This is a genomic window from Novosphingobium sp. BL-S-20 (assembly GCF_055521635.1).
Genome location: NZ_CM145494.1, coordinates 1133464 through 1156564 on the forward strand (window position 1 = coordinate 1133464; position 23101 = coordinate 1156564).

Annotated in this window: 20 protein-coding genes and 1 other RNA gene; 13 read left to right on the forward strand and 8 right to left on the reverse strand. The window is 65.8% G+C overall.

Annotation, left to right across the window (positions count from 1 at the left end; genetic code table 11):
* Position 1: 1 nt before the first annotated feature.
* Positions 2 to 1300, reverse strand: coding sequence for a sigma-54-dependent transcriptional regulator (locus ACZ1II_RS13255; RefSeq protein WP_465146851.1), 1299 nt, complete (start codon positions 1298 to 1300; stop codon positions 2 to 4).
* Entirely contained in the window at positions 1300 to 3009 is a 1710-nt protein-coding gene (locus ACZ1II_RS13260) for a sensor histidine kinase (RefSeq protein WP_465146852.1), read from the reverse strand. The genes ACZ1II_RS13255 and ACZ1II_RS13260 overlap by 1 nt, the downstream gene beginning before the upstream one ends.
* A gap of 235 nt (positions 3010 to 3244) precedes the next feature.
* On the opposite strand from ACZ1II_RS13260, the gene ACZ1II_RS13265 reads away from it, so the two are divergent.
* Genes ACZ1II_RS13265 through ACZ1II_RS13275 form a run of 3 tightly spaced genes read left to right on the forward strand, consistent with a single transcriptional unit; the run spans position 3245 to position 7720 of the window.
* Entirely contained in the window at positions 3245 to 4567 is a 1323-nt protein-coding gene (locus ACZ1II_RS13265; RefSeq protein ID WP_465146853.1) for a dicarboxylate/amino acid:cation symporter, read from the forward strand.
* Positions 4568 to 4626: 59 nt separating this feature from the next.
* Positions 4627 to 6072, forward strand: coding sequence for an alginate export family protein (locus ACZ1II_RS13270; protein WP_465146854.1), 1446 nt, complete (start codon positions 4627 to 4629; stop codon positions 6070 to 6072).
* Positions 6073 to 6085: 13 nt separating this feature from the next.
* Positions 6086 to 7720, forward strand: a complete 1635-nt coding sequence (locus ACZ1II_RS13275; protein ID WP_465146855.1) for an NAD-dependent malic enzyme — start codon at positions 6086 to 6088, stop codon at positions 7718 to 7720.
* A gap of 103 nt (positions 7721 to 7823) precedes the next feature.
* On the opposite strand, the gene rpoH is transcribed toward ACZ1II_RS13275, so the two are convergent.
* Together rpoH and ACZ1II_RS13285 are read right to left on the reverse strand one after the other, a co-directional pair.
* Positions 7824 to 8726, reverse strand: a complete 903-nt coding sequence (rpoH, locus tag ACZ1II_RS13280) for an RNA polymerase sigma factor RpoH (protein ID WP_465146856.1) — start codon at positions 8724 to 8726, stop codon at positions 7824 to 7826.
* A gap of 94 nt (positions 8727 to 8820) precedes the next feature.
* Positions 8821 to 9765 carry an RluA family pseudouridine synthase gene (locus ACZ1II_RS13285; RefSeq protein WP_465146857.1) on the reverse strand — a complete coding sequence of 315 codons (945 nt, stop codon included), beginning with the start codon at positions 9763 to 9765 and terminating at the stop codon, positions 8821 to 8823.
* 18 nt (positions 9766 to 9783) lie between these two features.
* On the opposite strand from ACZ1II_RS13285, the gene ACZ1II_RS13290 reads away from it, so the two are divergent.
* The 4 genes from ACZ1II_RS13290 to rnpB all read left to right on the forward strand — a co-directional run bounded on the left by ACZ1II_RS13290 (position 9784) and on the right by rnpB (position 12226).
* Positions 9784 to 10218, forward strand: coding sequence for a M67 family metallopeptidase (locus ACZ1II_RS13290; RefSeq protein WP_465146858.1), 435 nt, complete (start codon positions 9784 to 9786; stop codon positions 10216 to 10218).
* A gap of 26 nt (positions 10219 to 10244) precedes the next feature.
* A complete protein-coding gene (locus ACZ1II_RS13295) occupies positions 10245 to 10886 on the forward strand; it encodes a histidine phosphotransferase family protein (RefSeq protein WP_465146859.1) in 642 nt (213 codons plus the stop codon).
* 186 nt (positions 10887 to 11072) lie between these two features.
* Positions 11073 to 11777, forward strand: a complete 705-nt coding sequence (locus ACZ1II_RS13300) for an N-acetylmuramoyl-L-alanine amidase (protein ID WP_465146860.1) — start codon at positions 11073 to 11075, stop codon at positions 11775 to 11777.
* A 9-nt stretch (positions 11778 to 11786) separates the two neighbouring features.
* Positions 11787 to 12226: RNase P RNA component class A (gene rnpB / locus ACZ1II_RS13305), an RNA gene on the forward strand.
* A gap of 37 nt (positions 12227 to 12263) precedes the next feature.
* Here the strand turns inward: rnpB and ACZ1II_RS13310 are convergent.
* Positions 12264 to 13064, reverse strand: coding sequence for a metallophosphoesterase (locus ACZ1II_RS13310; RefSeq protein WP_465146861.1), 801 nt, complete (start codon positions 13062 to 13064; stop codon positions 12264 to 12266).
* 110 nt (positions 13065 to 13174) lie between these two features.
* Positions 13175 to 13933, reverse strand: coding sequence for an SIMPL domain-containing protein (locus ACZ1II_RS13315; RefSeq protein ID WP_465146862.1), 759 nt, complete (start codon positions 13931 to 13933; stop codon positions 13175 to 13177).
* A 94-nt stretch (positions 13934 to 14027) separates the two neighbouring features.
* Here ACZ1II_RS13315 and ACZ1II_RS13320 point away from each other — a divergent pair, with 94 nt between their 5' ends.
* The 6 genes from ACZ1II_RS13320 (at position 14028) to ACZ1II_RS13345 (ending at position 20713) form a co-directional block, all read left to right on the forward strand.
* Positions 14028 to 14456 (forward strand): VOC family protein, encoded by a 429-nt coding sequence (locus ACZ1II_RS13320; RefSeq protein WP_465146863.1) that lies wholly within the window; start codon positions 14028 to 14030, stop codon positions 14454 to 14456.
* 241 nt (positions 14457 to 14697) lie between these two features.
* Positions 14698 to 16080: a glycosyl transferase family protein gene (locus ACZ1II_RS13325; RefSeq protein ID WP_465146864.1), complete on the forward strand. Its 1383-nt coding sequence runs from the start codon at positions 14698 to 14700 to the stop codon at positions 16078 to 16080.
* Positions 16077 to 17264 (forward strand): hypothetical protein, encoded by a 1188-nt coding sequence (locus tag ACZ1II_RS13330; RefSeq protein WP_465146865.1) that lies wholly within the window; start codon positions 16077 to 16079, stop codon positions 17262 to 17264. The genes ACZ1II_RS13325 and ACZ1II_RS13330 overlap by 4 nt, the downstream gene beginning before the upstream one ends.
* A 47-nt stretch (positions 17265 to 17311) precedes the next feature.
* Positions 17312 to 18226 (forward strand): sulfite exporter TauE/SafE family protein, encoded by a 915-nt coding sequence (locus ACZ1II_RS13335; RefSeq protein WP_465146866.1) that lies wholly within the window; start codon positions 17312 to 17314, stop codon positions 18224 to 18226.
* The gene (locus tag ACZ1II_RS13340) at positions 18223 to 18987 is read left to right on the forward strand and encodes a TIGR02186 family protein (RefSeq protein WP_465146867.1); all 765 of its coding nucleotides are present in this window, start codon (positions 18223 to 18225) and stop codon (positions 18985 to 18987) included. Before ACZ1II_RS13335 ends, ACZ1II_RS13340 begins: the two co-directional genes overlap by 4 nt.
* 79 nt (positions 18988 to 19066) lie before the next feature.
* Entirely contained in the window at positions 19067 to 20713 is a 1647-nt protein-coding gene (locus ACZ1II_RS13345) for an ATP-binding protein (protein WP_465147298.1), read from the forward strand.
* A 3-nt stretch (positions 20714 to 20716) separates the two neighbouring features.
* Here ACZ1II_RS13345 and ACZ1II_RS13350 read toward each other — a convergent pair whose 3' ends face one another.
* Both ACZ1II_RS13350 and ACZ1II_RS13355 read right to left on the reverse strand, forming a co-directional pair.
* Positions 20717 to 22147, reverse strand: coding sequence for an MATE family efflux transporter (locus tag ACZ1II_RS13350; RefSeq protein WP_465146868.1), 1431 nt, complete (start codon positions 22145 to 22147; stop codon positions 20717 to 20719).
* Between the two features lie 8 nt (positions 22148 to 22155).
* A complete protein-coding gene (locus ACZ1II_RS13355) occupies positions 22156 to 22902 on the reverse strand; it encodes a 7-carboxy-7-deazaguanine synthase QueE (protein WP_465146869.1) in 747 nt (248 codons plus the stop codon).
* Between the last annotated feature and the right edge of the window lie 199 nt (positions 22903 to 23101).

Below are 23101 nucleotides of genomic sequence, written 5' to 3' on the forward strand. Positions count from 1 at the left end.
TTCACCCCTTCTGGCGCAAAGCCCCCAGATCGATCCCGTGCTTGTTCACTTTGTAGTAGAACGTCTTGCGCGGCAGATCGAGCGAGCGGATAGCGGCGCCGATCTCTCCGTTCGCCGCGAGCACGGCGGCAATGATTTCCTCCCGTTCGAAGGCGTCCACGCGCTCGGTCAGGCCTTTGGCGGCTGAGGGTGACGGCGTGGGCGTGGATTCGCCGAGGCCCAGCACGAACTGTTCCGCGAAATTGGCGAGTTCGCGCACGTTGCCGGGCCACTCGTGGCGTTCCAGCATCGTCCGTACAGCTGCGCTTACCGGTGGCAGGTCGCGGCCGGTGCGGCGGGCGGCGTCTCCGGCGAAGCGGGCGAAGAGCGGGGCTATGTCCTCGCGGCGTTCGCGCAGCGAGGGGATGGAGAGGCGCATCGCGGCGAGGCGGTAGAACAGCGGCGGGAGCAGCGCCGGGGGCGGGCCGTCGGCGGTGTTCTGGCTGGTGGAGATCACGCGCATGTCGATCGGCATGGTTTCGTCGCGGCGGCGCAGCACGCGCTGTTCGATGAAGGGGAGCAGTCGCTCCTGGAGGTGCGCGGGGGCGCGGTCGATATCGTCGAGGTAGAGCGTGCCGCGCTGGGCGGCGGCGAGGCCGGGTTCGGCGTGGCCCGACGCGGTGAAGAGTGGGTCTGCGAGCGTTTCCGGCATTCCGGCACAGGCGAGGGGCAGGAAGCGGTGGCGTGCGCGCTTGCCGTTGCGGTGGATCAGGCGGGCTAGGAGGTCCTTGCCGGTGCCGGTCTCGCCCTCGATGAACAGGTCGATATCGGCATTGGCGAGCACCGGGATCATTTCGCGCAGGCGGCGGATGGCGGGGCTTTCGCCGAGGAAGGCGGGGGCATCGTCGGCCTCGGCCAGCGCGCGCAGGCGGCGGTTTTCGAGGGTCAGGGCGCGGGCGGTGGCAGCGCGGTTGACGGCGGCGATCAGGGTGTCGGGGGCGAAGGGCTTGGTCAGGAAGTCCCAGGCACCGGCCTTGAGCATCTGCACCGCCATCTCGATGTCGCCGTGGCCGGTGACGAGGATTATCGGCAGTTCGGGGTCGCGCTCGTGAAGCTGGCGGAACAGGTCGATGCCGGAGATCTGCGGCATGCGCACGTCGGTGACGACGACGCCGGGCCAGTCGGCGGTGATGGCGGCGAGGGCCGGGGTGGCGGCGGGGAAGCTCTCCACGTCGAATCCGGCGAGGCGGAGAAGCTGCGCGGTCGAGCGGGCGAGGTCCTCGTCATCCTCGACGAGGGCGATGCGGGTGGCGGCTTCCATCAGGCGAGTCTCAATTGCAGTTCGAAGGTGGCGCCGGTTTCGCTTGGTGCGAGGCGCAGGGAGCCGCCGAATTCCTGGGCGATGTCCTGCGCGATCACCAAGCCGAGGCCGAGGCCTTCGGCGCGGCTGGTGGCGAAGGGGGTAAACAGGCGGTCGGCGATTTCGGGGGCGATGCCGGGGCCGTTGTCGGAAACGCTGAGGCGCAGGGTCTCGCCTTCGGTGGTGACGGCGAGGGTGATGCGGGCGTCGGGCTGGGCCGCCAGCGCTTCGGTGGCGTTCTGGAGCAGGTTCACGAGGATCTGTTCGAGCCGGACCTTGTCGCCGCGCACTTTGAGATCGGCAGGTATTGCGGGTGTCTCGAAGGTCAGCGCGGCGAGACGCTCCTTCATGAGCAGCCGCGCGCCGTCGAGGACTTCGGCCAGCGAGATGGCGGTCTCGCCCGTCCCGGCCTTGCGGGCGAAGCCGCGAAGCTGGGCGGTGATGACGCCAATGCGTTCGGCAAGCCGGTCGATGGCGGTGAGGTTCTCGCGCACTTCGGCGGCGGCGCCGAGGTCGAGCAACTGGCCTGCGGAACTCGCGTAGTTGCGGATCGCGGCGACGGGTTGGGCGGTTTCGTGGGCGACGCTGGCGGTGACTTGCCCGAGGGTGGCGAGGCGGTTGGCGAGGCGCAGTTCCTCGCGCAGCAGCGCCGCACGCTGTTCGAGGGCGGCGCGTTCCTCCATTTCCCGGCGCAGTTCGGCGGTGCGTTCGGTGACGGCGGTTTCGAGCAGCGCGGTGCGTTCGCGGCGGCGGCGGTTGCGCTGCGCTAGCCAGCGCAGCGCGCCGACGGCGACGAGCGCGAGGATCGCCGCCACCGCCTGCGCGCTGCGCATCGGCGTGGTGACGGCGACGCGGATCGGCAGGGCGAGATTGACCCGCCACTGGTCGCGGTTGGGCGGGCTGGTGGCGAGTAGGAGCTGCGCGGTCGCGCCGGAGCGGTGCAGGAATCCGTCGCCATCGATCGCGTAAGGCGTCGGGGTCAGGCCGGGCGTGCCGATGTCGCCCGCGATCGCTTTCTGCCGGGCGGGAGCGATCGGGTGGGTCATGGCGAAGCGCCAGTCCGGGCGGCTCGCGACGAGTATCACACCGTCGCGATTGGTCACGAAAGTCTCGCCGCCTGCGGTGCGCCACTGTGCCTCGATTCGGTCGAAATCGAGCTTGATGACGATCACGCAGTCTCCGGCGGCCTTGCGCGCGAGATAGAGGCCGGGGCGGTGGCTGACGGTGCCGAGCGCGAACTGGGCGCCGTCGCCGTGTTTCAGCGCGTCGCGGTAGTAGCGGCGGAAGCGGTAGTCGCGGCCCACGAAGCTGTCCGGGCGGCGCCAGTTGCTGGCGGAAATCGCGAAGCCGTCCTCTCCTACGAGATAGATGGCGGAGGCGCCGATCTGCTGCGCGAAGGCCTCGAGCTTGGCATCGAGGCGGCGGTCGGCGCCGGGCTTGCGGTCTGCGGCGGCGATCACGTCGCGGTCGTCGGCGAGGGTCTGGGGCAGCAGGCGGAAGCGGGCGATCTCGCTGTCGAGCAGGGCCTGGCGCAGGCGGGCATCGGCGGCGACGGATGCGGCGAAGGCCGAGGCGGCGCGCTGGCGCACGATCTCTCCGACAAGGCCCGCCGCAATTAGCGCGGCGAGGCAGGCAGCGAGCAGCCAGGTCAGGTTGAGGCGGCGAGTCACCGCGTCTTTCTAGAGCGCGGGCAAGCGATGTGCAAATTTCTGCACATCGCTGCAGTGCAATGTGCCGATTTCTGCGCTCGGGAGGTTGGTGCCCATCGCGCAAAGGCCGGAAAATCAGCCATTTAAAACGAGTGCAAAAATGTCTTTGGCCGCAGCGTGAAATCGAACAGTCTTTGGCCAGCCCGCGATAAGCATAAGTCTTGAGCGGGCAGAGAGAGGAAGAAAGGCCTTACCCATGCACGCAACGTTGTCCGAAACGCACGAGCCGTCCGCACCCAAGCGCTGGTACGCGCATCTCTATGTGCAGGTGCTGATCGCCATCGCGGCGGGCGTGACGGTAGGCCACTTCGCACCCGGTACGGGTGAAGCGCTGAAGCCGCTCGGCGATGCCTTCATCAAGCTGGTCAAGATGGTGATCGCTCCGGTCATCTTCCTGACCATCGTCACCGGCATCGCCTCGATGCGCGACCTTCGCTCGGTCGGCCGCGTCGCGGGCAAGGCGTTCGGCTACTTCTTCTTCTTCTCGACCCTGGCGCTGATCGTCGGGCTGGTCGTCGCGAACGTGGTTCGCCCCGGTCACGGCCTGAACATCGATCCTGCCACGCTCGATGCCTCGAAGGTCGCAACTTTCTCCGAGAAGGCACACGAAACGTCGATCACCGGGTTCCTGATGGAAATGATCCCGGACACATTCCTCTCCTCCATGACCGAGGGTAATATTCTTCAGGTCCTGGTGATCGCCATTCTCTTCGGCATTGCGCTGGCCATGCTGGGCGAGCGCGGCGCGCGTCCGCTCTCGCTGCTCGAAGACGTCTCGCTGGTGTTCTTCAAGCTCGTCTCGATCGTCATGAAGGCCGCGCCCGTGGGTGCCTTCGGCGCCATGGCCTTCACCATCGGCAAGTATGGCGTGGGCAGTCTTGCCAACCTCGCCGGGCTGGTGGCGACGTTCTACGTGACCTCGGCGCTCTTCGTGGTCGTGGTGCTGGGCGTGGTCGCGCGGCTTGCGGGCTTCTCGATCTTCTCGCTGATTTCCTACCTCAAGGCCGAACTGCTGCTGGTGCTGGGCACCTCCTCCTCGGAAAGCGCGCTGCCCTCGCTGATGGAGAAGATGGAACGCGCGGGCTGCCCCAAGAGCATCGTCGGCCTCGTCGTGCCGACCGGCTACAGCTTCAACCTCGACGGCACCAATATCTACATGACCCTGGCGGCGCTGTTCATCGCGCAGGCCTGCAACGTGGAACTGACCTTGGGCCAGCAGGTGCTGTTGCTGGGCGTGGCCATGCTCTCGTCCAAGGGTGCGGCAGGCGTGACCGGTGCGGGCTTCATCACTCTGGCCGCTACCCTGTCGATCGTGCCTTCGGTGCCGGTCGCGGGCATGGCGCTGATCCTGGGCGTCGACCGCTTCATGTCGGAATGCCGCAGCCTTACGAACTTCATCGGCAATGCCGTGGCGACCGTGGTGGTCTCGCGCTGGGAAGGCAAGCTCGACACCGAGCGCTTCAACGCAGTCCTCGCCAATCGCGAACCTGCCGCCGAGCCGAGCCGGGTACTCGCCTGACCCGTGCTCGTCTGACCTGACCCGACACGGGGCGAAAGCCCCGCACAGGAATCACGGACATGAAGACAGTTTCCAAGCGGCTGCTGGCCGCCACCCTTTGCTGCGCCTCGTTTCCGGCCCATGCCGAAGAGGCGAAGACCCCGGTCTACCCGGTTTCCGCCAATGGCGACGGTGCCGTTATCAACGGCTACAGCATCTCGCGCTGGGCCGAGGACTGGCGGGTCATGGCGGACGCGAAAAAGCGCGACGATCCGCTCGACCGGCTCAAGTTCCTGCCGCTCGATGGCGACGGGGACATCTACCTGACGCTCTCGGGCGAGCTGCGCCTCCGCGTCAACCAGACCACCAACCCCAACTTGCGCGAGGCCGAGGCGCAGCGGCAGGACATCAGCCGCGTCGTCGCGGGGGCAGACCTCCATGTCGGCCCGCACCTTCGCTTCTACGGCGAACTGGCGCATGGCGGCCTTAGCGGTCGCAACCTCGGCACGCCTTCGAGCAACTTCCGCAACGGTCTGGCCGCCCAGCAGTATTTCGCCGAGGCGAACGGGCAGATAGCGGGCCTCGACGTGGGCATCCGCTACGGCCGCCAGGAATTCGTCGACGGTGCCAATCTGCTGACCTCGCAGCGCGACAACAATACCATGCACTACACGCTGAACGGCGTGCGGGCCTGGGTGCGCGGCAAGGCGCTGCGCGCCGACGTCTTCGACTTGCGCCCGACCGCTTATGGCGAGGACGGCATCGGTGACGACAAGAGCGATCCCGAGCGCCGCTTCTCGGGCGTGACGCTGGGCTATGCCGTGCCGAAGACGTTCCTGGGCGATTCGAAACTCTTCGTCGATCCCTTCCTCTGGCGGCGGCGCAACGGCGTCGGCACCTGGGGCGGGCGGATCGGCCCGGCGACGCGCTGGTATGGCGGGGTCCACGTCTACGGCGATGCCGGGCCGCTCCAGCTCGACTGGACGGTGAACCACCAGTGGGGCACGTTCATGGATCAGAAGATCGATGCCTGGCAGGTCCTGCTCGCCCAGTCCTGGCGCCTCGGCAAGGACAAGGCGGCGCCGCGCCTGGGCTTCAGTGCGGACTATGCCAGCGGTGGCGGCGGTTATGGTGACGGCAAGCTGCGCGACGCCTATTCGCCTTTCGGCAACAATATCTATTTCAGCTACCAGCTCTACCTGACGCCCTCGAACATTCGCGCCATCGCTCCCAGTTTCAGCTTCTCGCCGCTGAAGAACGTGAAAGTGAATGCCGAATACCGCTTTGCCTGGCGTGACAGCGTCACCGATGCGGTCTATCGGGCCAACGGCCAACCTTTTGCCGGCACCCAGAACGGCCGGGCGCGCAAGATCGCCGAACTCGCCCGCTTGCAGGCGGTCTGGCAGATTTCGCCGCGTGTCTCGTTCACCGGGCGCTACGAGCATCTCGAAGCCGGCCCCGCGCTGACCGATGCGGGTTACCGCAGCTCCGATTTTCTCGCGGGCTGGCTGAGTCTACGTTTCTGATGAAAGGTCATTGATGTCCCCGACCCGTCACGCTGCCGCCCGCGCGCTGCTTTCCGATCCCCTGACCAACAAGGGGACCGCCTTCACCGCCGAGGAGCGTGACGAGTTCGGCCTGCACGGCCTGTTGCCGCCCCATGTCGGCACGCTCGACAGCCAGATCGAACGTCGCCGCAAGGCGCTGGAGGAAAAGGAAAGCGACTTCCAGCGCTACGCCTTCCTGCGCGAGCTTCAGGATTCGAACGAGGTGCTGTTCCATGCCCTCGTGCAGAGCGACCTGCCGCGCATGCTGCCGCTGGTCTACACGCCCACCGTGGGCGAGGGCTGCGAGCGTTTCAGCGAGATCTGGCGCCGCCCGCGCGGGTTGTTCCTGAGCTATCCCAATCGCGACCGCATTTCCGACATTCTCGCCGATCCGGCCTACGACCGCGTGAAAGTGATCGTCGTCAGCGACGGCGAGCGCATCCTCGGCCTCGGCGACCAGGGGGCGGGTGGCATGGGTATCCCGATCGGCAAGCTGGCGCTTTACACCGCCTGCGCCGGTATGCATCCGTCCGAAGTCCTGCCGATCCTGCTCGATCTCGGCACCGACAACCACGCGCGCCGCGAGGACCCGCTCTATGTGGGCTGGCGCGCCCCGCGCGTGCGCGGGCAGGACTACGACGATTTCGTCGAAGCCTTCGTCAGCGCGGTGGACGATCGCTTCCCCGGCGTGCTGCTCCAGTGGGAGGATTTCGCGGGCAAGAACGCTTACGACCTGCTGGTTCGCTACCGTGACCGGCTGCTGAGCTTCAACGACGATATCCAGGGCACTGCCGCCACCGCGGTCGGCACGCTGCTGGCGGCGATCGGCAAGACCGGCGTGCCGCTTGCCGAACAGCGCGTCGTGCTGTTCGGCGCAGGCGCGGCGGGCAGCGGCGTGGCCGAGATGCTGGTGCAGGCGATGATGGCCGACGGGCTGGACGAGAAGGCGGCGCGTGCGAACATCTGGGCGGTGGACCGCGACGGGCTGATTCTGTCCGACATTCCGCGCCTGCCGCATCAGCAGCTCAAACTCGCGCGCGATCCGGCCGAGATCGAGGGCTGGAACGTCAGCGGCCAGAACATGATCTCGCTGCAGGAAGTGGTCGCCAATGTCCATCCGACCGTGCTGATCGGCACCTCGGGGCAGAAGGCCGCTTTCGACGAGCGGACCATTCGCACGATGGCCGAAAAGGTTGCGCGTCCGGTGGTCTTCCCACTCTCCAACCCGATCTCGCGCGCCGAAGCGCATCCGGCGGACATTCTCGAATGGACCGGCGGCAAGGCGATCGTCGGCACCGGCAGCCCCTTCGGCACGCCGGGCGTCACCCAGGTCAACAACGTCTACATCTTCCCCGGCGTCGGCCTCGGCGCCCTGGCCAGCGGGGCCACTGCGGTCAGCGACGGCATGTTCATGGCCGCCGCGCGCCGCCTCGGCGAACTGGGCGGCGGTGAGGGCGAAAGCAAGGGCGGCCTGCTTCCCGCCGTCACCGAACTGCGTGACGTGGCGCTCGAAATCGCCGTTGCCGTCGCCGCGCAGGCGCAGGCGGAAGGGCTGGCGACCGCAGAACCGGATGCCCTGACGCGCGAGAGCATCGCCGCGACCATGTGGCAGGCCCGATACGCCTGAGAAAAAAGGAAGGGGAGGGGCGCCGCTTCTCCCTTTTCCTATCGCTCATAAGAAAACGGGCCGTCCTTCCGGACGGCCCGTTTCTTTTTTCCGAAGCCGAAGCTCAGCCTGCGGGCAGCAGCCTGCGGTCGCTGGCGATGCGGGTCATCGCCTTCTGCAGCTTCTCGAAAGCGCGCACCTCGATCTGGCGGACGCGCTCGCGGCTGACGTGGTAGACCTGGCTCAGCTCTTCGAGCGTCTTCGGGTCGTCCGTCAGGCGGCGTTCCATCAGGATGTCGCGCTCACGTTCATTGAGGCCGTCCATCGCCTCGACCAGCATGGCGTGACGCACGGTCGCCTCTTCGGCATCCGCAACGGTCTCGTCCTGAAGCGGGCGATCGTCCGCGAGAACGTCCTGCCACTGGCCTTCGCCTTCCTCGCGCAGCGAGACGTTCAGCGAGGCATCGCCGCCCATCATCATGCGCCGGTTCATGTTGACCACTTCCTGCTCGGACACACCGAGCGTGGTCGCGATCTTGGCGACGTCATCCGGATGCAGATCGGAATCCTCGTAAGCGTCGAGGTTCTTCTTCATCCGGCGCAAGTTGAAGAACAGCTTCTTCTGCGCGGCGGTGGTGCCCATCTTCACGAGTGACCACGAACGCAGGATGTACTCTTGAATCGAAGCCTTGATCCACCACATTGCATAAGTGGCGAGGCGGAAGCCCCGATCGGGTTCGAACTTCTTCACGCCCTGCATCAGGCCGATGTTGCCTTCGGAGATGAGTTCCGAGACCGGCAGGCCGTAGCCGCGATAACCCATCGCGATCTTCGCCACGAGGCGAAGATGGCTGGTTACCAGCTGGCCGGCTGCCGCCGGGTCCTCGTGCTCCTTGTAACGCTTGGCGAGCATGTATTCCTGCTCGGGCGCGAGAAGCGGGAACTTGCGGATCTCGGACAGGTAGCGGTTGAGGCTCTGCTCGCCGCCCAGTGCCGGCACCGCCGGGAGATTACGTTCCTTGCTCACAATATCCGTCCTTTCCGGTCGGCCCGCGGTCGAAGACCCTTGCGAGGCGTCTTAGCTTGGGGCCACCTTTTAAAGATAGCACATTAATCCGATTTCAGTGTCGCAGTTCATCGATCAGTATCCGCATATCGTCGGGTAACGGACTGACGAAATGGACGTTCTCTCCTGTAACGGGATGGACGAAGCCAAGTTCCGCGGCATGAAGAGCTTGTCGGGTGAAACCGAGTCGCTGAAGAATCGGGCGAATCGCTGAAGGTGTACGACCATATACAGGGTCCCCTAATAGCGAATGGCCGATTGACGACATGTGAACGCGGACCTGATGGGTGCGTCCTGTTTCCAGGCGGCACTCCACGAGACTCGCGTTCTTCAGCGCTTCCAGCGTCTTGTAATGGGTTACGGCATGCTTGCCGCGCCCGTCCTCCACCAGCGCCATCTTCTTGCGGTTGACGTTGGAGCGGGCGATCGCGCCGCGCACGGTTCCGGCGACCGGGATCGGCCGTCCGGACACGACGGCCCGGTAGGCGCGTGCGATCGAATGGTCCGCGAACTGCACGGCCAGTCCCTCGTGCGCCTTGTCGGTCTTGGCGACCACCAGCAGCCCCGAAGTGTCCTTGTCGATACGGTGGACGATCCCGGGCCGCGCGACGCCGCCGATGCCGGAAAGCTGGCCCCGGCAGTGGTGGAGCAGGGCATTGACCAGCGTACCGTCGAGATTGCCCGCTGCCGGATGGACGACGAGACCCGCAGGCTTGTCGACGATGATGAGATATTCGTCCTCGAACACGACATTCAGCGGAATGTCCTGCGCCACCGCTTCGGCCGGGGCCGCCTCGGGCACGTCGATCGCGAAGGCAGTGCCGCCCGCGACCTTGAGCGAGGCCTGCGAGACCCGCTTTCCGGCCAGCGAGATCCGGCCTTCGCCCATCAGCGCCTTGATGCGCTCGCGCGAAAGTCCGCTCGCTTCGGCCAGCGCCTTGTCGAGGCGACCGCCGTCACTGCCGATGAAACCCTGGATGATGTTTTCGTGAGCCCCCATTGCCTGTAGGATTTGGGGATGAATGTCGAAGTGACAAGTGACGTGATCGCAAGATTGCATGAAGAATCCTTAAGCGCCCATCCGGAGGAGTGCTGCGGCATCCTGACGGGAGAGGGCGAGCGGATAGAGGCCGCGATACCCGCTGCCAATGTCGCGGCGCGGCCCACCCACCATTTCGAGATCGATCCGGCCACGCTGCTCGCCGCCCACCGCGCGGCGCGGCAGGGCGGGCCGGAAGTGCTGGGCTATTATCACTCCCATCCGGTCGGCCATCCGGTGCCCTCCGCCACGGATTGCGAACATTCCACCGGGGATTCGCGCATTTGGGCGATCATCGCGGACGGGCAGGTTGCTTTCTGGCGCGATACCGGGAATGGATTTTCGCCGATGACGTACCATATCGTCGCACCAGTGGCCGCTAATGGCCTGAATTCGAATGTCTCGCCCGAATGATTATCGATAACGGAAGTCCCCAGTCCATGACGACCAGTTCGCTCGAACTTGCCAGCCTGCTATGTTCGCGCCTGTGCCATGACATGCTCAGCCCGGTCGGCGCCCTGACCAACGGGCTGGAACTGCTCGCGGACGAGAAGGACCCCGACATGCGCCAGCGCTGCTTCGAGCTGCTGGACCAGAGCGCGCGGATCTCGGCAGACAAGCTGAAGTTCTTCCGCCTCGCCTTCGGCGCTGCGGGCGGCTTCGGAGACATGGTTCCGGTCAGCGAGGCGCGCGCCCTGATCGATGCGCTGGTGGCGAACAATGCCCGCATCGTGCTCAACTGGGCGCTGGCCAGCGAGATGCTGCCCAAGCCTGCGGTGAAGACGCTGCTCAACTTCGGCCTGATCGGCATCGAGGCGCTGCCGCGCGGCGGCACTCTGGAACTGGCGGCGGAATTCCGGGACGGCGTGACGGAGATCGTCGTGCGTGCGGCGGGACCCCGCATCGCCTTCGACCGTGATGTCGGCCGTGCGCTCGAAGGGGCGCTGCCGGAAGGCGATCTTTCCAGCCGCACCGCGCCTGCCGCGATGATCCAGCAACTGGCGCACGGGCAGGGCGGCAAGCTGCAATATGCCCTGGCCGAAGACGCGCTGGTCCTCGGCGCGGTTCTGCCGGGAGCCTGACCCTTCGACAACCCAGGACGCCCCTTCGACAAGCTCAGGGTGAGCGGTAGGTGATGCGATGCGATGTTTCAGACCCATTGTGGTCGGAGGTGATGCGATGTTCCCAGACCCGCTCAGGCTGAGCCTGTCGAAGCCTCCTCGGGAAAGCGCAGGTCCTGGAGCCACAGGTACCGGAGGCGTTGGGGCATGAACCGCTGGCTGGTCAATCGCACCGTCGCCTCGCCCAATTTCAACGAGCGCAAGCTGCCGATCTCGATGGTCGTGCTGCACTATACCGGCATGAAGTCCGCCGCCGAGGCGCTGGAGCGAATGTGCGATCCCGCGGCGGAAGTCTCGGCGCACTACATGATCGACGAGGATGGGATCGTCACTTCGCTGGTACCGGAAGGCAAGCGAGCCTGGCATGCCGGACGCTCGTACTGGCGCGGCGAGACCGATGTGAACTCTGCATCGATCGGCATCGAACTGGTCAATCCGGGGCATGAATGGGGCTACCGGCCTTTCCCGGAGGCGCAGATGGAAGCACTGCTTCCGCTCCTTGCCGATATCGTCAAGCGCAACCACATTCCGCGCGGCAACGTGGTCGGCCATTCCGACATCGCACCTGCCCGCAAGCAGGACCCCGGCGAGTACTTCGACTGGGCGCGGCTTGGCGAACTGGGGCTGGCGCTGAAAATCCCGGCGGCGAAGATGAACCTCTTCTACGACAATCCCGGTGCCTTCTATCTCGCGCTCGAACGCTTCGGCTACGACATCTCGGACGGGCGGGCGGCGGTGACGGCGTTCCAGCGCCGCTGGCGGCCCGAACTGATCGACGGCGAGATCGACGGCGAAATCGGCGCAATTCTGTTGGAACTGCTGTTGGAGCGGGGCAACGGCCGTGCTAGGTGACCGCTCGCACCGGGGAGCCGGGCAGCCGCGGGCGTCTTCGGACGCGCGAGGAAAGTCCGGGCTCCACGAAACAAGGATGGCGGGTAACGCCCGCCGGGCGAGTCGGGTTTTCAGGCCCGGCGAAGCTTAGGGAAAGTGCCACAGAGAGCAGACCGCCTCGCCAACAGGGTTCGTCCCTCGCGGCAGGTAAGGGTGAAAGGGTGCGGTAAGAGCGCACCGCGCTGCCGGTAACGGTAAGCGGCATGGCAAACCCCATCCGGAGCAAGACCGAATAGGGGCTGCGCGCTGTCTTGAACAGCGGGTCTGTTTCGGACCCAGGCAGCCCGGGTTGGTCGCTTGAGCGGCGCAGCAATGCGTCGCCTAGAGGAATGGCTGCCACCGCGGCGTAAGGTCCCCCCGTGGGGAGACCACGCCAGGTACAGAACCCGGCTTACAGGCTCCCCGGTGCGTTTTTATGACAATTTTCAGGGTTCGCCTCCTGGAAGCTCAGGCTTCGGCGGCGACTTTTACGGAAATCCCGTTTTCATCCTCGCAGGCCTGGATGAACCAGCGCTCGCTGCCTTCAAGCCCGATCGCGGTGAGGCGGCCGTGCATATAGGCGCCGGTATCGATGCCGACGCGGTTGGCGCGTACGGCAGGTTCCTCGGTGATCGTGTGCCCGTGGACGACGAAGCCACCGAATTCGCCATTGTGGCTGAGAAACGGCTCGCGAATCCAGCGGCAGTCATGGCCGAGCTGGTTTTCCAGCGGTGTATTGGGCCGCACGCCGGCATGGACGAAGACATAGTCGCCGAGCCGGACCATCTTGCGGAAACCGTCGATGAAATCGAAGTCCTGCTGCGGAATCGTCTCCATCGCGGCGCTGTGGAGGTCTTCGAGTTCGGCCTCCCGCACGAAGTCCGGATCGAGGCCGTAGGAGAGGATCGTCTCGCGCCCGCCGAACTTCAGGAAGCTGCGGAAGGCATCCAGCTTGTCGCGCGAGACGAGCAGCATTTCCTCGTGATTGCCCTGGATGAACTCGACATCGCGGCGATGGGCAAGCTCGCGGGCGGCGGCGAGCACCCCGGCGCTGTCGGGGCCGCGATCGATCAGGTCGCCGAGGAGAATGACGAGGCTGCGGCTGCCGCTGCGCTGGCTGTCGTCGCGCTCGATCGCCTCGATCAGGCGCTCGAACAGGTCCAGCCGTCCGTGGATGTCGCCTATCGCATAGACGCGCTGTCCGGCGGGCAGTTCGGGAAGGCGGGCGCTGGGAGCGCGGCCGAGCAGGTTTCTGATCTTCGCTAGCATGCGTCGCGCTGATTATAGAAAGCCGCGGCCCCGCCGACAAGCGGTCCGCATCGGCTTTCACGCTTCCTGAGCCAAGCCGTTCCGGCATTGCGGCGGGATATTTTATCCTTCTATTTCAGGTAGAAATCGACCGTCGTTACGACGCGGACTTTCTTGTAAGGCGTATCGGAGACGCCCCATCCACCTCCCGAATCGCCATCCCGCGCCTCGATCGTGAAGTAGCCCTGGGTCGCGCTCTTGATGGCGCCGACCTCGGCGCCGCTGTCCTGCGCGAACTGCTCGGCGGCCGCGCGTGCATCCTTGGTGGCGGCGGCGACCATCGGTGGTTTGATGGCGTTGAGTTTGGTGAAGGTGAAGGCCATGCCCGAGCCTTCCTCCAGGATGACGCCGCGCCGGACCAGTTCGAACTGACGCTTCACCGCATCCTGCGCCCGCTTGACGTCCTGGCTGCGCAAGGTCACGCGCTGGCGGACGGTGAAGCTGGTGGTGCCGCTGTTGTCCTTGCTCTGCTGGACGTTGGCGCCGGTCGGTTGCAGGGCGTCGGCGGGAAAGCCGAGTTCGCGGAAGAAGGCCTCGATCCGGCGGGTGTCGTTCTCCACCCCGGACTGCGCGGTGGCGAGATCGCCCGCGGTGGAGGAATAGGCGATCGTCCATGTTGCAAGGTCGGCGGTGACGTCCCGCTCGGCGAGGCCGCGCACGGTGACCGAGCGGTCGGCACGGTGCGCGCGCCGCATCCCGTCGCCCAGCAGGTAACCGCCGCCGACAAGGCCGATGGCGAGGATCGTGGAAGCCGCGATCCAGCGCTGGCCGGTGGATTCGCGCAAGAAGGAGGTGGAGTGACGGGGGCGTTCCGGGCTATTGTCGGTCATCGCGGCTTCTCCCTGAAGTCCTGCGGATCATGCTGTTTCCCGGCTGTATCCGTGATGAACCGTTATATACGTGCGATGAATTGAAGGAAATCCCGTGACAAAGTACCTCCACACGATGATCCGCGTGACCGATCCGGACGCGACGATCCGCTTCTTCGAACTGATCGGTCTCAAGGAAACGCGCCGCTTTTCGAGCGAGCAGGGCCGTTTCACGCTTATCTACCTGGCGGTGCCGGGCGAGGAATCCGAAGTGGAACTGACCTATAACTGGCCCGCCGAGGACGGCTCCTTCGAGGAATATACCGGCGGTCGCAATTTCGGCCATCTGGCGTTCCAGGTCGACGATATCTACGCGACCTGCCAGACGCTGGCCGATGCCGGGGTGACGATCAACCGCCCCCCGCGCGACGGCCACATGGCCTTCATCCGCACGCCGGACGGGATTTCGGTGGAACTGCTCCAGGACGGTCGCCTCGACCCCGCCGAACCCTGGGCCTCGATGCCGAACATCGGCAGCTGGTGACGGGTGCTCGCCGGCCTTCTTCGGGAGGCCGGCAGATTATTACAGTAACGGGCAAGTTAGTTAACTTTATGAAATAGACGCATGTTCATTGGTGCGTCTCCTCCCCTCCCCATATCCCGCCTGACGCGATGAAATTCCGAAGAATCGGTGGTCCTAAGCGATTTTCGATATTTCCGGCATGGAATCGATCCGGTCTAAAGCGGGGGCTAAGATGGGGTTGATGGAACTAATTCGGCAGGGGTTGAGTATCCTGCTTGTGATCGAGCGCGAGCTTTTGCTCTTTGCCGGATTCTGGTTGGTGGTCGGCACTGCCGACGAACTGGCCATGGACTGTTGCTGGCTGTGGTTCCGGCTCTCGGGGCGCGCGAGAACCACGCGAATCTCGGGGGAAGCGGTACGTGCGCCGCTTCGCGGGAAAGCGGCGGTATTCATTGCGGCCTGGCAGGAAGAGCAGGTGATCGGCCATACGGTCCGGCACGCACTTGCGGCATGGCAGCAGGAAGACTTCATCCTTTACATCGGTTGCTACGGCAATGACGGGCCAACCGTCTGCGCGGCGATGGAAGGCGCAGGGATGGACCCCAGGGTGCGCGTCATCATCCACGAGCGGGCAGGGCCGACGACCAAGGCGGATTGTTTGAACCGGCTCTACCGCGCCCTTTGCGACGATGAGGCGCAGTCCGGCACTCGCTTCCGCTGCGTGATCCTGCACGATTCGGAAGACATGGTGCATGCCGCGGAACTGGCGGTGATCGATGCCGCGCTGTCTTCCGCCGATTTCGTGCAGCTTCCGGTGCGCCCCGAACCGCAGCCCGCATCGCGCTGGGTTGGGGGCCATTACGTCGACGAATTCACCGAAGCGCATACGAAGTCGCTCGTCGTACGCGACGCGCTGGGCGCGGCGATCCCTGCGGCAGGCGTGGGTTGCGGCTTCGCGCGCGACATGCTCGAACGTATCGGCGCCAGCCGCCGCCTGGAAGGCGATTTGGAGCCATTTGCGGCGGAATGCCTTACCGAGGATTATGAGCTGGGCGTGCTGGTCTCGCGCGAGGGCGGACGCTCGCGATTTCTGAGGGTTCGGGACGAGACGGGCGAACTCGTCGCCACGCGCGCATACTTCCCGGCCCGATTGAAGGAATCGGTTCGCCAGAAGACGCGATGGATTCACGGAATCGCATTTCAGGGCTGGGAGCGGCTCGGATGGGCGGGGAGCGCTGCCGATACCTGGATGGCGCTGCGCGACCGGCGAGGGCCATTGACCGCCATCGTCCTGGCGAGCAGCTATGCGCTTGTCCTCGTCGAAGGGATACTCGGCATTCCGCGCGTGCTGGGCTGGGATGTCCCGGGCATGCCGGGGCCGCCCTTGCTTGGGTGGATGATCGCGGCGGGTCTGTTCAGTCTGCTCTGGCGCAGTTTCCTGAGAGCGACGCTGACGACGCGGGAATACGGTTTTCCCGAAGGCGTCTGGGCGATCCTGCGGATTCCGGTGGCGAACTATATCGCGATCATGGCCGGACGTGATGCTCTGGCTTCCTACATCCGGACATTGCGGGGCGGGCAGGTGACCTGGGACAAGACCCGGCACGATGCGCATCCGGCTTCCGCTGGTGGAGCGGCGGCATGAGCGTGGTGCAGAGGCTTCGCGGACAGCCGCTGATCGCATTGCTGGCCGTGCTCGCTGGCTGGATGGGCGGGCGGATCTCGGCCTGGGATAATCCCCTGCCGGTTGCGGCCAAGGGTGTTCAGACGATGCGCCTGTCGTCGGTGGAAGGTGCGAAAATAGCCGGATCAGGCCAGGCGGACATGGCAGCGGGGCCTCAATCGCAGCCCGGTGCGGGCTTCTATCCGGCATCCGTTTATGGCCCGGCACCGGGTCTGCCCTATCCCGTGTTCGTGAAAGTGCCGGTCTGGGTTGAGAGGCCGCATCGATGGTATTCCGATCGAGGTCGGGCCCTGCCGCAAGGGCCTTCGGGAGTTGCCTATGGTACGGCCGGAGAACTTCCCTCGGCGATCGGAGCGCTTCGGTTCGGTTCGGAAACGATGGAGGACACGCGGCTACCGGCAGGTCTGCCGCCGGTCTGGCAGTTCGCTGCGCAGCCCTATCCGTCTTCGAGCGCTGCTCCGGTGCCTGTCGCGGTCGCGCGGCCCCGGCGGTGGTCGGTCGACAGTTGGGCACTGCTGCGGCAGGACGGCGCCGGACCGCTCGCCAACGGCGCGCTTCCGGCGACTTACGGGGCGAGCCAGGCGGGCGCGGTGCTGCGTTATCGGCTTTCGCCCGGCGACGCGCGACAGTTGACCGCCTACATGCGCACCACCGCCACGCTGGGTACGGCCATGCGCGAGACGGCTGCCGCACTGGGCGTGTCGGCACGTCCGCTTCCGGGCCTGCCGGTCATTGCTGCGCTGGAAGGACGGCTGACCGAACAGGGCGGGGAGCGGCGCTTCCAGCCGGCGGCCATGGCCGTGACCCAGCTTCCCTATTTCGCCTTGCCGGGCGGTCTGCGGGGCGAGGCTTACGGGCAGGCAGGCTATGTGGCAGGCCGGTTCGCGGCGCCGTTTGCGGACGGCCAGTTCCGGGCCGACCGGACGCTGTTCTCCTTCGGCAAAGTCGAGACCCGGCTTGGCGGCGGGCTATGGGGCGGCGCGCAAAAGGGGGCTGGGCGGCTCGATGCGGGGCCGTCCGCGACTGTGACCCTCCCGCTCGGGAAGGGGCTGTTCGGGCGTGCGGCGGTGGACTGGCGGTTCCGGGTCGCGGGTGATGCCGATCCGGGTTCGGGACCGGCGCTCACTCTATCCGCAGGATTCTGATTCGCCGCTTTCCTCGCTGCCGGTGCTGCGGTAGCGAGAGGGGTGGAATGGATGTCTATCTCCCCATAGCCAATCTCTCCGTCAACGGGATCATCATCGTTGGCCTGGGGGCGATCACCGGCCTGCTTTCGGGCATGTTCGGCGTGGGGGGCGGCTTCCTGACGACTCCGCTGATGATCTTCTACGGCATTCCGCCAACCGTGGCCGCGGCCTCGGCGGCGAGCCAGGTGACGGGCGCCAGCGTGTCCGGCGTCTTCGCCCATACCCGGCGCGGCGGGGTGGACTATCACATGGGCACGGTCATGGTGGTGGGCGGGATCATCGGCACCGGTATCGGCGCCGCGCTGTTCAGCCTGCTGCAACGGCTCGGCCAGATCGATACGGTCATCAATATCCTCTACGTGCTGATGCTCGGCGGCATCGGCGGGCTGATGGCCAAGGAGAGCATCCAGACCATCCGCGCCGAGCGTTCCGGCGTTCCCATCGCCGCGCGCAAGCGGCGGCATCACCCGATGGTCGCCAGCCTGCCGCTGCGCTGGCGTTTCTATCGCTCCGGCCTCTACATTTCCCCGCTGGCACCGTTGCTGCTCGGCATCGGCACGGGCATCCTGACGATGTTGATGGGTGTGGGCGGCGGCTTCATCCTCGTGCCCGCGATGCTCTATATCCTCGGCATGAGCGCCAATGTCGTGGTCGGCACCTCGCTCTACCAGATCCTGTTCGTCACCATGGCGACGACGATGATGCATTCGATGACCACCCATGCCGTGGACATCGTGCTTGCCTCGCTGCTGCTGCTGGGGTCCGTCACCGGCGCGCAGCTCGGCGCGCAGTTCGCCCAGAAGGCCAGTCCGGTGAAGCTGCGCCTGGTGCTGGCGGTCATCGTCCTGTTGGTGGCCGGGCGCATGGCGATCGGCCTCGGCTATCGGCCCGACGAGATCTACACGGTCTCCCCGTTGTGAGGCGCGCGCTGGCTCCGGCTATCGCGCTTGTCGCGGCACTGCTGCTTGGCGGCGCGCGCGATCCGATCCTGGTGCCGGAAATCTCGCAGCATGAGGTGGACTTGCGGCAGGGCTTCACCGGCACCGAACTGCTGCTCTTCGGCGCAATCCTGACGCCCGAGGGTTCCCGCGCCGCGCAGGACTACGATATCGTCGTCGTGCTGAAAGGGCCGACCCAGTCCATCGTCCTGCGCGAAAAGCAGAAAGTGGCGGGAATCTGGATCAATGCCGACAGCACCGAACTGCGCTCGGCGCCGTCCTACTACGGCCTCGCGTCGACCCGGCCGATCAAGGACATCGTCGACGACAAGACCGCCGCCATCTACGAACTCGGACTCAAGTGGCTGCAACTCTCGCCGATCGGCGCCATCGATCCTGCCGAGCAGACCCGCTTTTCCGACGGCCTAGTCGATCTCAACCGCCGCAGCGGTCTCTATCGCGAGGAAGAGGGCGGCGTGAAAGTGAGCGAGCAGGTGCTCTATCAGGCCCGCATCTGGCTGCCCTCGCAAGTGCCGACCGGCACCTATACTGCCGAGACTTACGCGGTGTCCCGTGGGCAGGTGGTGGCTTCGGCGAGCAGCCAGGTGGAAGTGCGCAAGCTGGGGTTCGAGCGGGCCATCGCCAATTTTTCGGAGAACTACGGCTTCGCTTACGGGCTGCTCGCGGTGATGGTCTCGGTCGGGATGGGCTGGCTGGCGGGTCGTCTATTTGCGCTGCGGTGATCGGGCGTTTAGCCGGAAATTAACCGCGAGTGCCTAGCAACCCCGGTGAAACGGCTTGCTGCGGAGGCACATGAACGAGATGCGAATGGTGGGCGGCGAGGCGCAGCATGAGGCCGGGCGCGAGATTGGCCGCGAGCCGATCGGCGCCATCCTCGAAATTTCCGGCGCGGGCGCCCGCATTGCCTTCGATCTCAACCGGCTCAGCGTTTCCGCGCAGGACGACGATCCTTCGGTCGCGATGTCGGGGCAGGTCGGCAGTCAGGTGAAAGTGCGCGTCGGTCGGGGCTGGCTGCTGGCCAGTATCCGCAACCAGAAGAGCGATGCCACGGTCCCCGGCGGCATCGTCGCCGAGGCGGACTTCCTCGGCGAAGGGCTGGAGGAGCGTCTGACCGGCCGCATCCACGGTTTCCGCCGAGGCGTGACGCGCTATCCCATACCGGGCGCGCTGGTCTATCCCGCCAGCACTGACGACTTGCGGCAGGTCTATGCCAGCGACGGGCGGCAGGCGATCCAGATCGGCACCGTCTATCCCACCAAGGACATTCGCGCCGGGCTCTATATCGACGCCTTGCTCGGCAAGCACTTTGCACTGCTCGGCTCGACCGGCACCGGCAAGTCGACCAGCGCCGCGCTGATCCTTCATCGAATCTGCGAGCAAGCGCCGGAAGGCCATGTCATCATGGTCGATCCGCACGGCGAATATGCCGCTGCCTTCCGCAACAGCGGCGTGATCCTCGATGTCTCGAACCTCCAGATGCCCTACTGGCTGATGAACTTCGAGGAGCACTGCGAGATCCTCGTCACTACTCGCGGCGACGAGCGGCAGCTCGATTGCGAGGTGCTCGGCAAGTGCCTGCTGGAGGCGCGCTCGCGCAACCGGCTGGCCGAGCAGATCGGCAAGATCACCGTGGATTCGCCGATCCCCTATCTGCTTTCCGACTTGTCGGTGATCCTGAACAATCACATGGGCAAGCTCGACAAGGGGCATTCGAGCGCGCCCTACATGCGGATCAAGAACAAGCTCGACGAACTCAAGGGCGATCCGCGCTACCAGTTCCTGTTCTCCGGCATGCTGGTGGGCGACACGATGGCGGAGTTCATCGCCAAGCTGTTCCGCCTGCCTTCGGGCGGGCGGCCGATCTCGATCATCGACGTGTCCGGCGTGCCTTCCGACATTACCAGTACCGTCGTTGCGGTGCTCAGCCGCATGGTCTTCGACTTCGCGGTCTGGGCGCGCGAGGAGAAGACGCGGCCGATCCTGCTCGTCTGCGAGGAGGCGCACCGCTACGTTCCCAATGAGAAGAACGCGGACGGCTCCTCGGTAGGCCGCATTCTCTCGCGCATCGCCAAGGAAGGGCGCAAGTACGGCATCTCGCTGGGTCTCATCACCCAGCGGCCTTCCGACCTTGCCGAAGGCGTGCTGTCGCAGTGCGGGACGATCATCGCGATGCGGCTCAACAACGACCGCGACCAGGCTTTCGTGCGCGCCGCCATGCCGGAAGGCGCGCGGGGGTTCCTCGATTCGATCCCGGCGCTGCGCAACCGTGAGTGCGTGATCTGCGGCGAGGGCGTGGCGATCCCGATCCGTGCCGCGTTCGACGATCTGGAGGAATTCAAGCGTCCGGCTTCCGCCGATCCCTCGTTCACCGAACTGTGGAACGTCTCGGGCGGCGAGGAGGAGATGGTCCTGCGCACGGTTCAGCGTTGGCGCGCGCAGGGGCGGTAAGTTTCAAAGATCGCACGCTGCGCGCCACTTGCCCCAGCGGTAATAGGCGAGGGTGAGCGCCACGGTCAGCGCCGAGCCGACCGGATAGGACCACCACAGCGCCTCGCTGCCGATCAGCGGATAGGCGAGATGGTAGAAGCCGAGGCGTCCCGGATAGAGGCCGAGGAACATGATGATCAGCGGCATCACCACGGCGCCATAAGCGCGCAAGGTACCGGTGAGGATCATGGTGATCGACACGATCACGTAAGAGGCGGTGCAGACCAGCTGGATATGCCGGGCGATCGGCATCGCCGGGCTGTCTCCGCCGAGGAACAGCGCCAGCAGCGGGCGGTCGAACACCACGATAAGCGTGGCCAGCAGCGTCGAGAGCGCGAGGTTTGTGGCGAGGCCGATCTCGGTCACCTTGCCTACGCGGCCGTGGTCGTGCGCGCCCAGCGACTGCGCGACCATCGCGCTGACCGCCGAGCCGATCGCCATCGCGGGCATCTGGAGATAGTTCCACAGTTGCAGCGAAGCGCCGTAGGCCGCCGCCGAATCCAGCCCCTCGCGGTTGACGAGGCCGACCATGATGAGGCCCACCGAAGAGACCAGCAGCATCTGTGCGCCCATCGGCAGACCCTTCAGGATCACATAGCGCAACTCGCTGCCGCGCGGGATCAGGTAGCCGAGTTCCGCGCCGCGCAGGCGCATCGGCAGGTCCTTGCGGTAGATCGTCCAGAGCTGGAACACCAACCCTGCGAAATTCGCGAAAGCGGTCGCCGCCGCCGACCCGGCGATACCCAGCGTGGGCAAAGGGCCGGGGCCGATGATGAGCAGCGGGTTCAGGATCACGTCCAGCGCCACCGTAAGGATCATCGCATAGAGCGGCGTCCTGGAATCGCCCGCGCCGCGCATGCCCATCGACACCATCAGCGAGAGCGAGCCGAGCGGCAGCGTCACGAAGATCACGCGCAGGTAGGCCAGCGCCTCGATCCGGCTCTGGCCCGGCGTGCCCAGCGCATGGAGCAGGGCGTCCGCGCCCAGCCATCCGGCCAGCCCGCAGATCACCGAGAGCAGGAGACAGAAGCCCACACCGGAACCGAAGGTCCGCCGCGCCGCGTCGATATCGCGGGCGCCGAAGTGCTGGCCCACGCGCACCGTCGTCGCCATGCCGAAGCCGAAGACCAGCGCGATCAGCAGGAACATGATGATATTGGCATTGGCCGTCGCCGCCAGCGCGCTCTCGCCCAGCAGCCGCCCGACCCAGATCGCGTTCACCGAACCGTTCAGCGTCTGGAGCACGTTCGAGATCAGCATCGGGATCGAGAACACCAGCAGCGTCCTCAGGATCGGCCCCTGCGTAAGGTCGCCCTTCATCCGCGCCATCTTTGCGGGAGCGGGCGCTTCCTCAGGTTCGGTTTCCCCGTGCGGGATCGGCGATGCCTCGTTCATGTGCCCCCTCAAGTGCCCCGCGTGTCGCCCCAGATGTGGATGTGCAGGCGGTCGGTGAAGCGATAGCCTTCCTGCGTGCAGATGTCCGAGAGCCATCCCGACCTCTGCCGGATCACATCGCTGGAGCGGCCCTCCGGCATCAGGAATATCCGCTCGGCGGGGATCGCGTGGCGCTCCTTCAGCGCGCGGACCTCATCGACGTCGGCAGGTTCCGCCACCACGAACTTGAAGTAGGCACGCGGATCGGCGGCCCAGGCGTCGAGCCGCTCGGGCACCAGCGCCAGTTCCGCCGGATTGCCGCTGTGCGAGAGCTTGGGGCTGACATTGTATTGCTGCACCCGCGCATCGAGGCTGGCATGCGGAGCAACCGAGCCGTTGGTCTCGATCTCGACATGCATGCCCGGCCGCGCCTCGTCGAGCGCCGCCAGCATTCGCGCCAGTTGCGGGCCTTGCAGCAGCGGCTCGCCGCCGGTGATGACAAGGCGGTCGGGCGGCAAGTCCGCCACCATGCGCGCCACGTCGGCTTCCTCGGCCATGACCTGATTGGCCTTGCGCTCGAACGCCAGTTCATCGCGGTGGAAGCGATTGTCGCCGGTGAAGCGCCATGTGTACGCCGTGTCGCACCACTGGCAGGCGAGGTTGCAGCGCGACAGCCGCACGAACGTGCTCGGCCGCCCCATGCTGGCGCCTTCGCCCTGAAGCGAGGCGAACACTTCGGGTTCGCCGGGAGTGGTGGTGGCAAGGGCAAGCGTCACGGATGGTCTCGAATGCAAGGTTACGGTTTTAAGGGGTGAGGTTGACACAGTTTACACGGTCCAGAGGAAAAGTGTCACCTTGTGGCTGGTATCGCGTGGGAGGATCGAGGTGTTCACGCGCGCGAACGTGTCAGATGCGCGCGGTGTAGGAAAATAAAAAAGTCCTGGGGCCCTTCGACAAGCTCAGGAGATCCCCCAG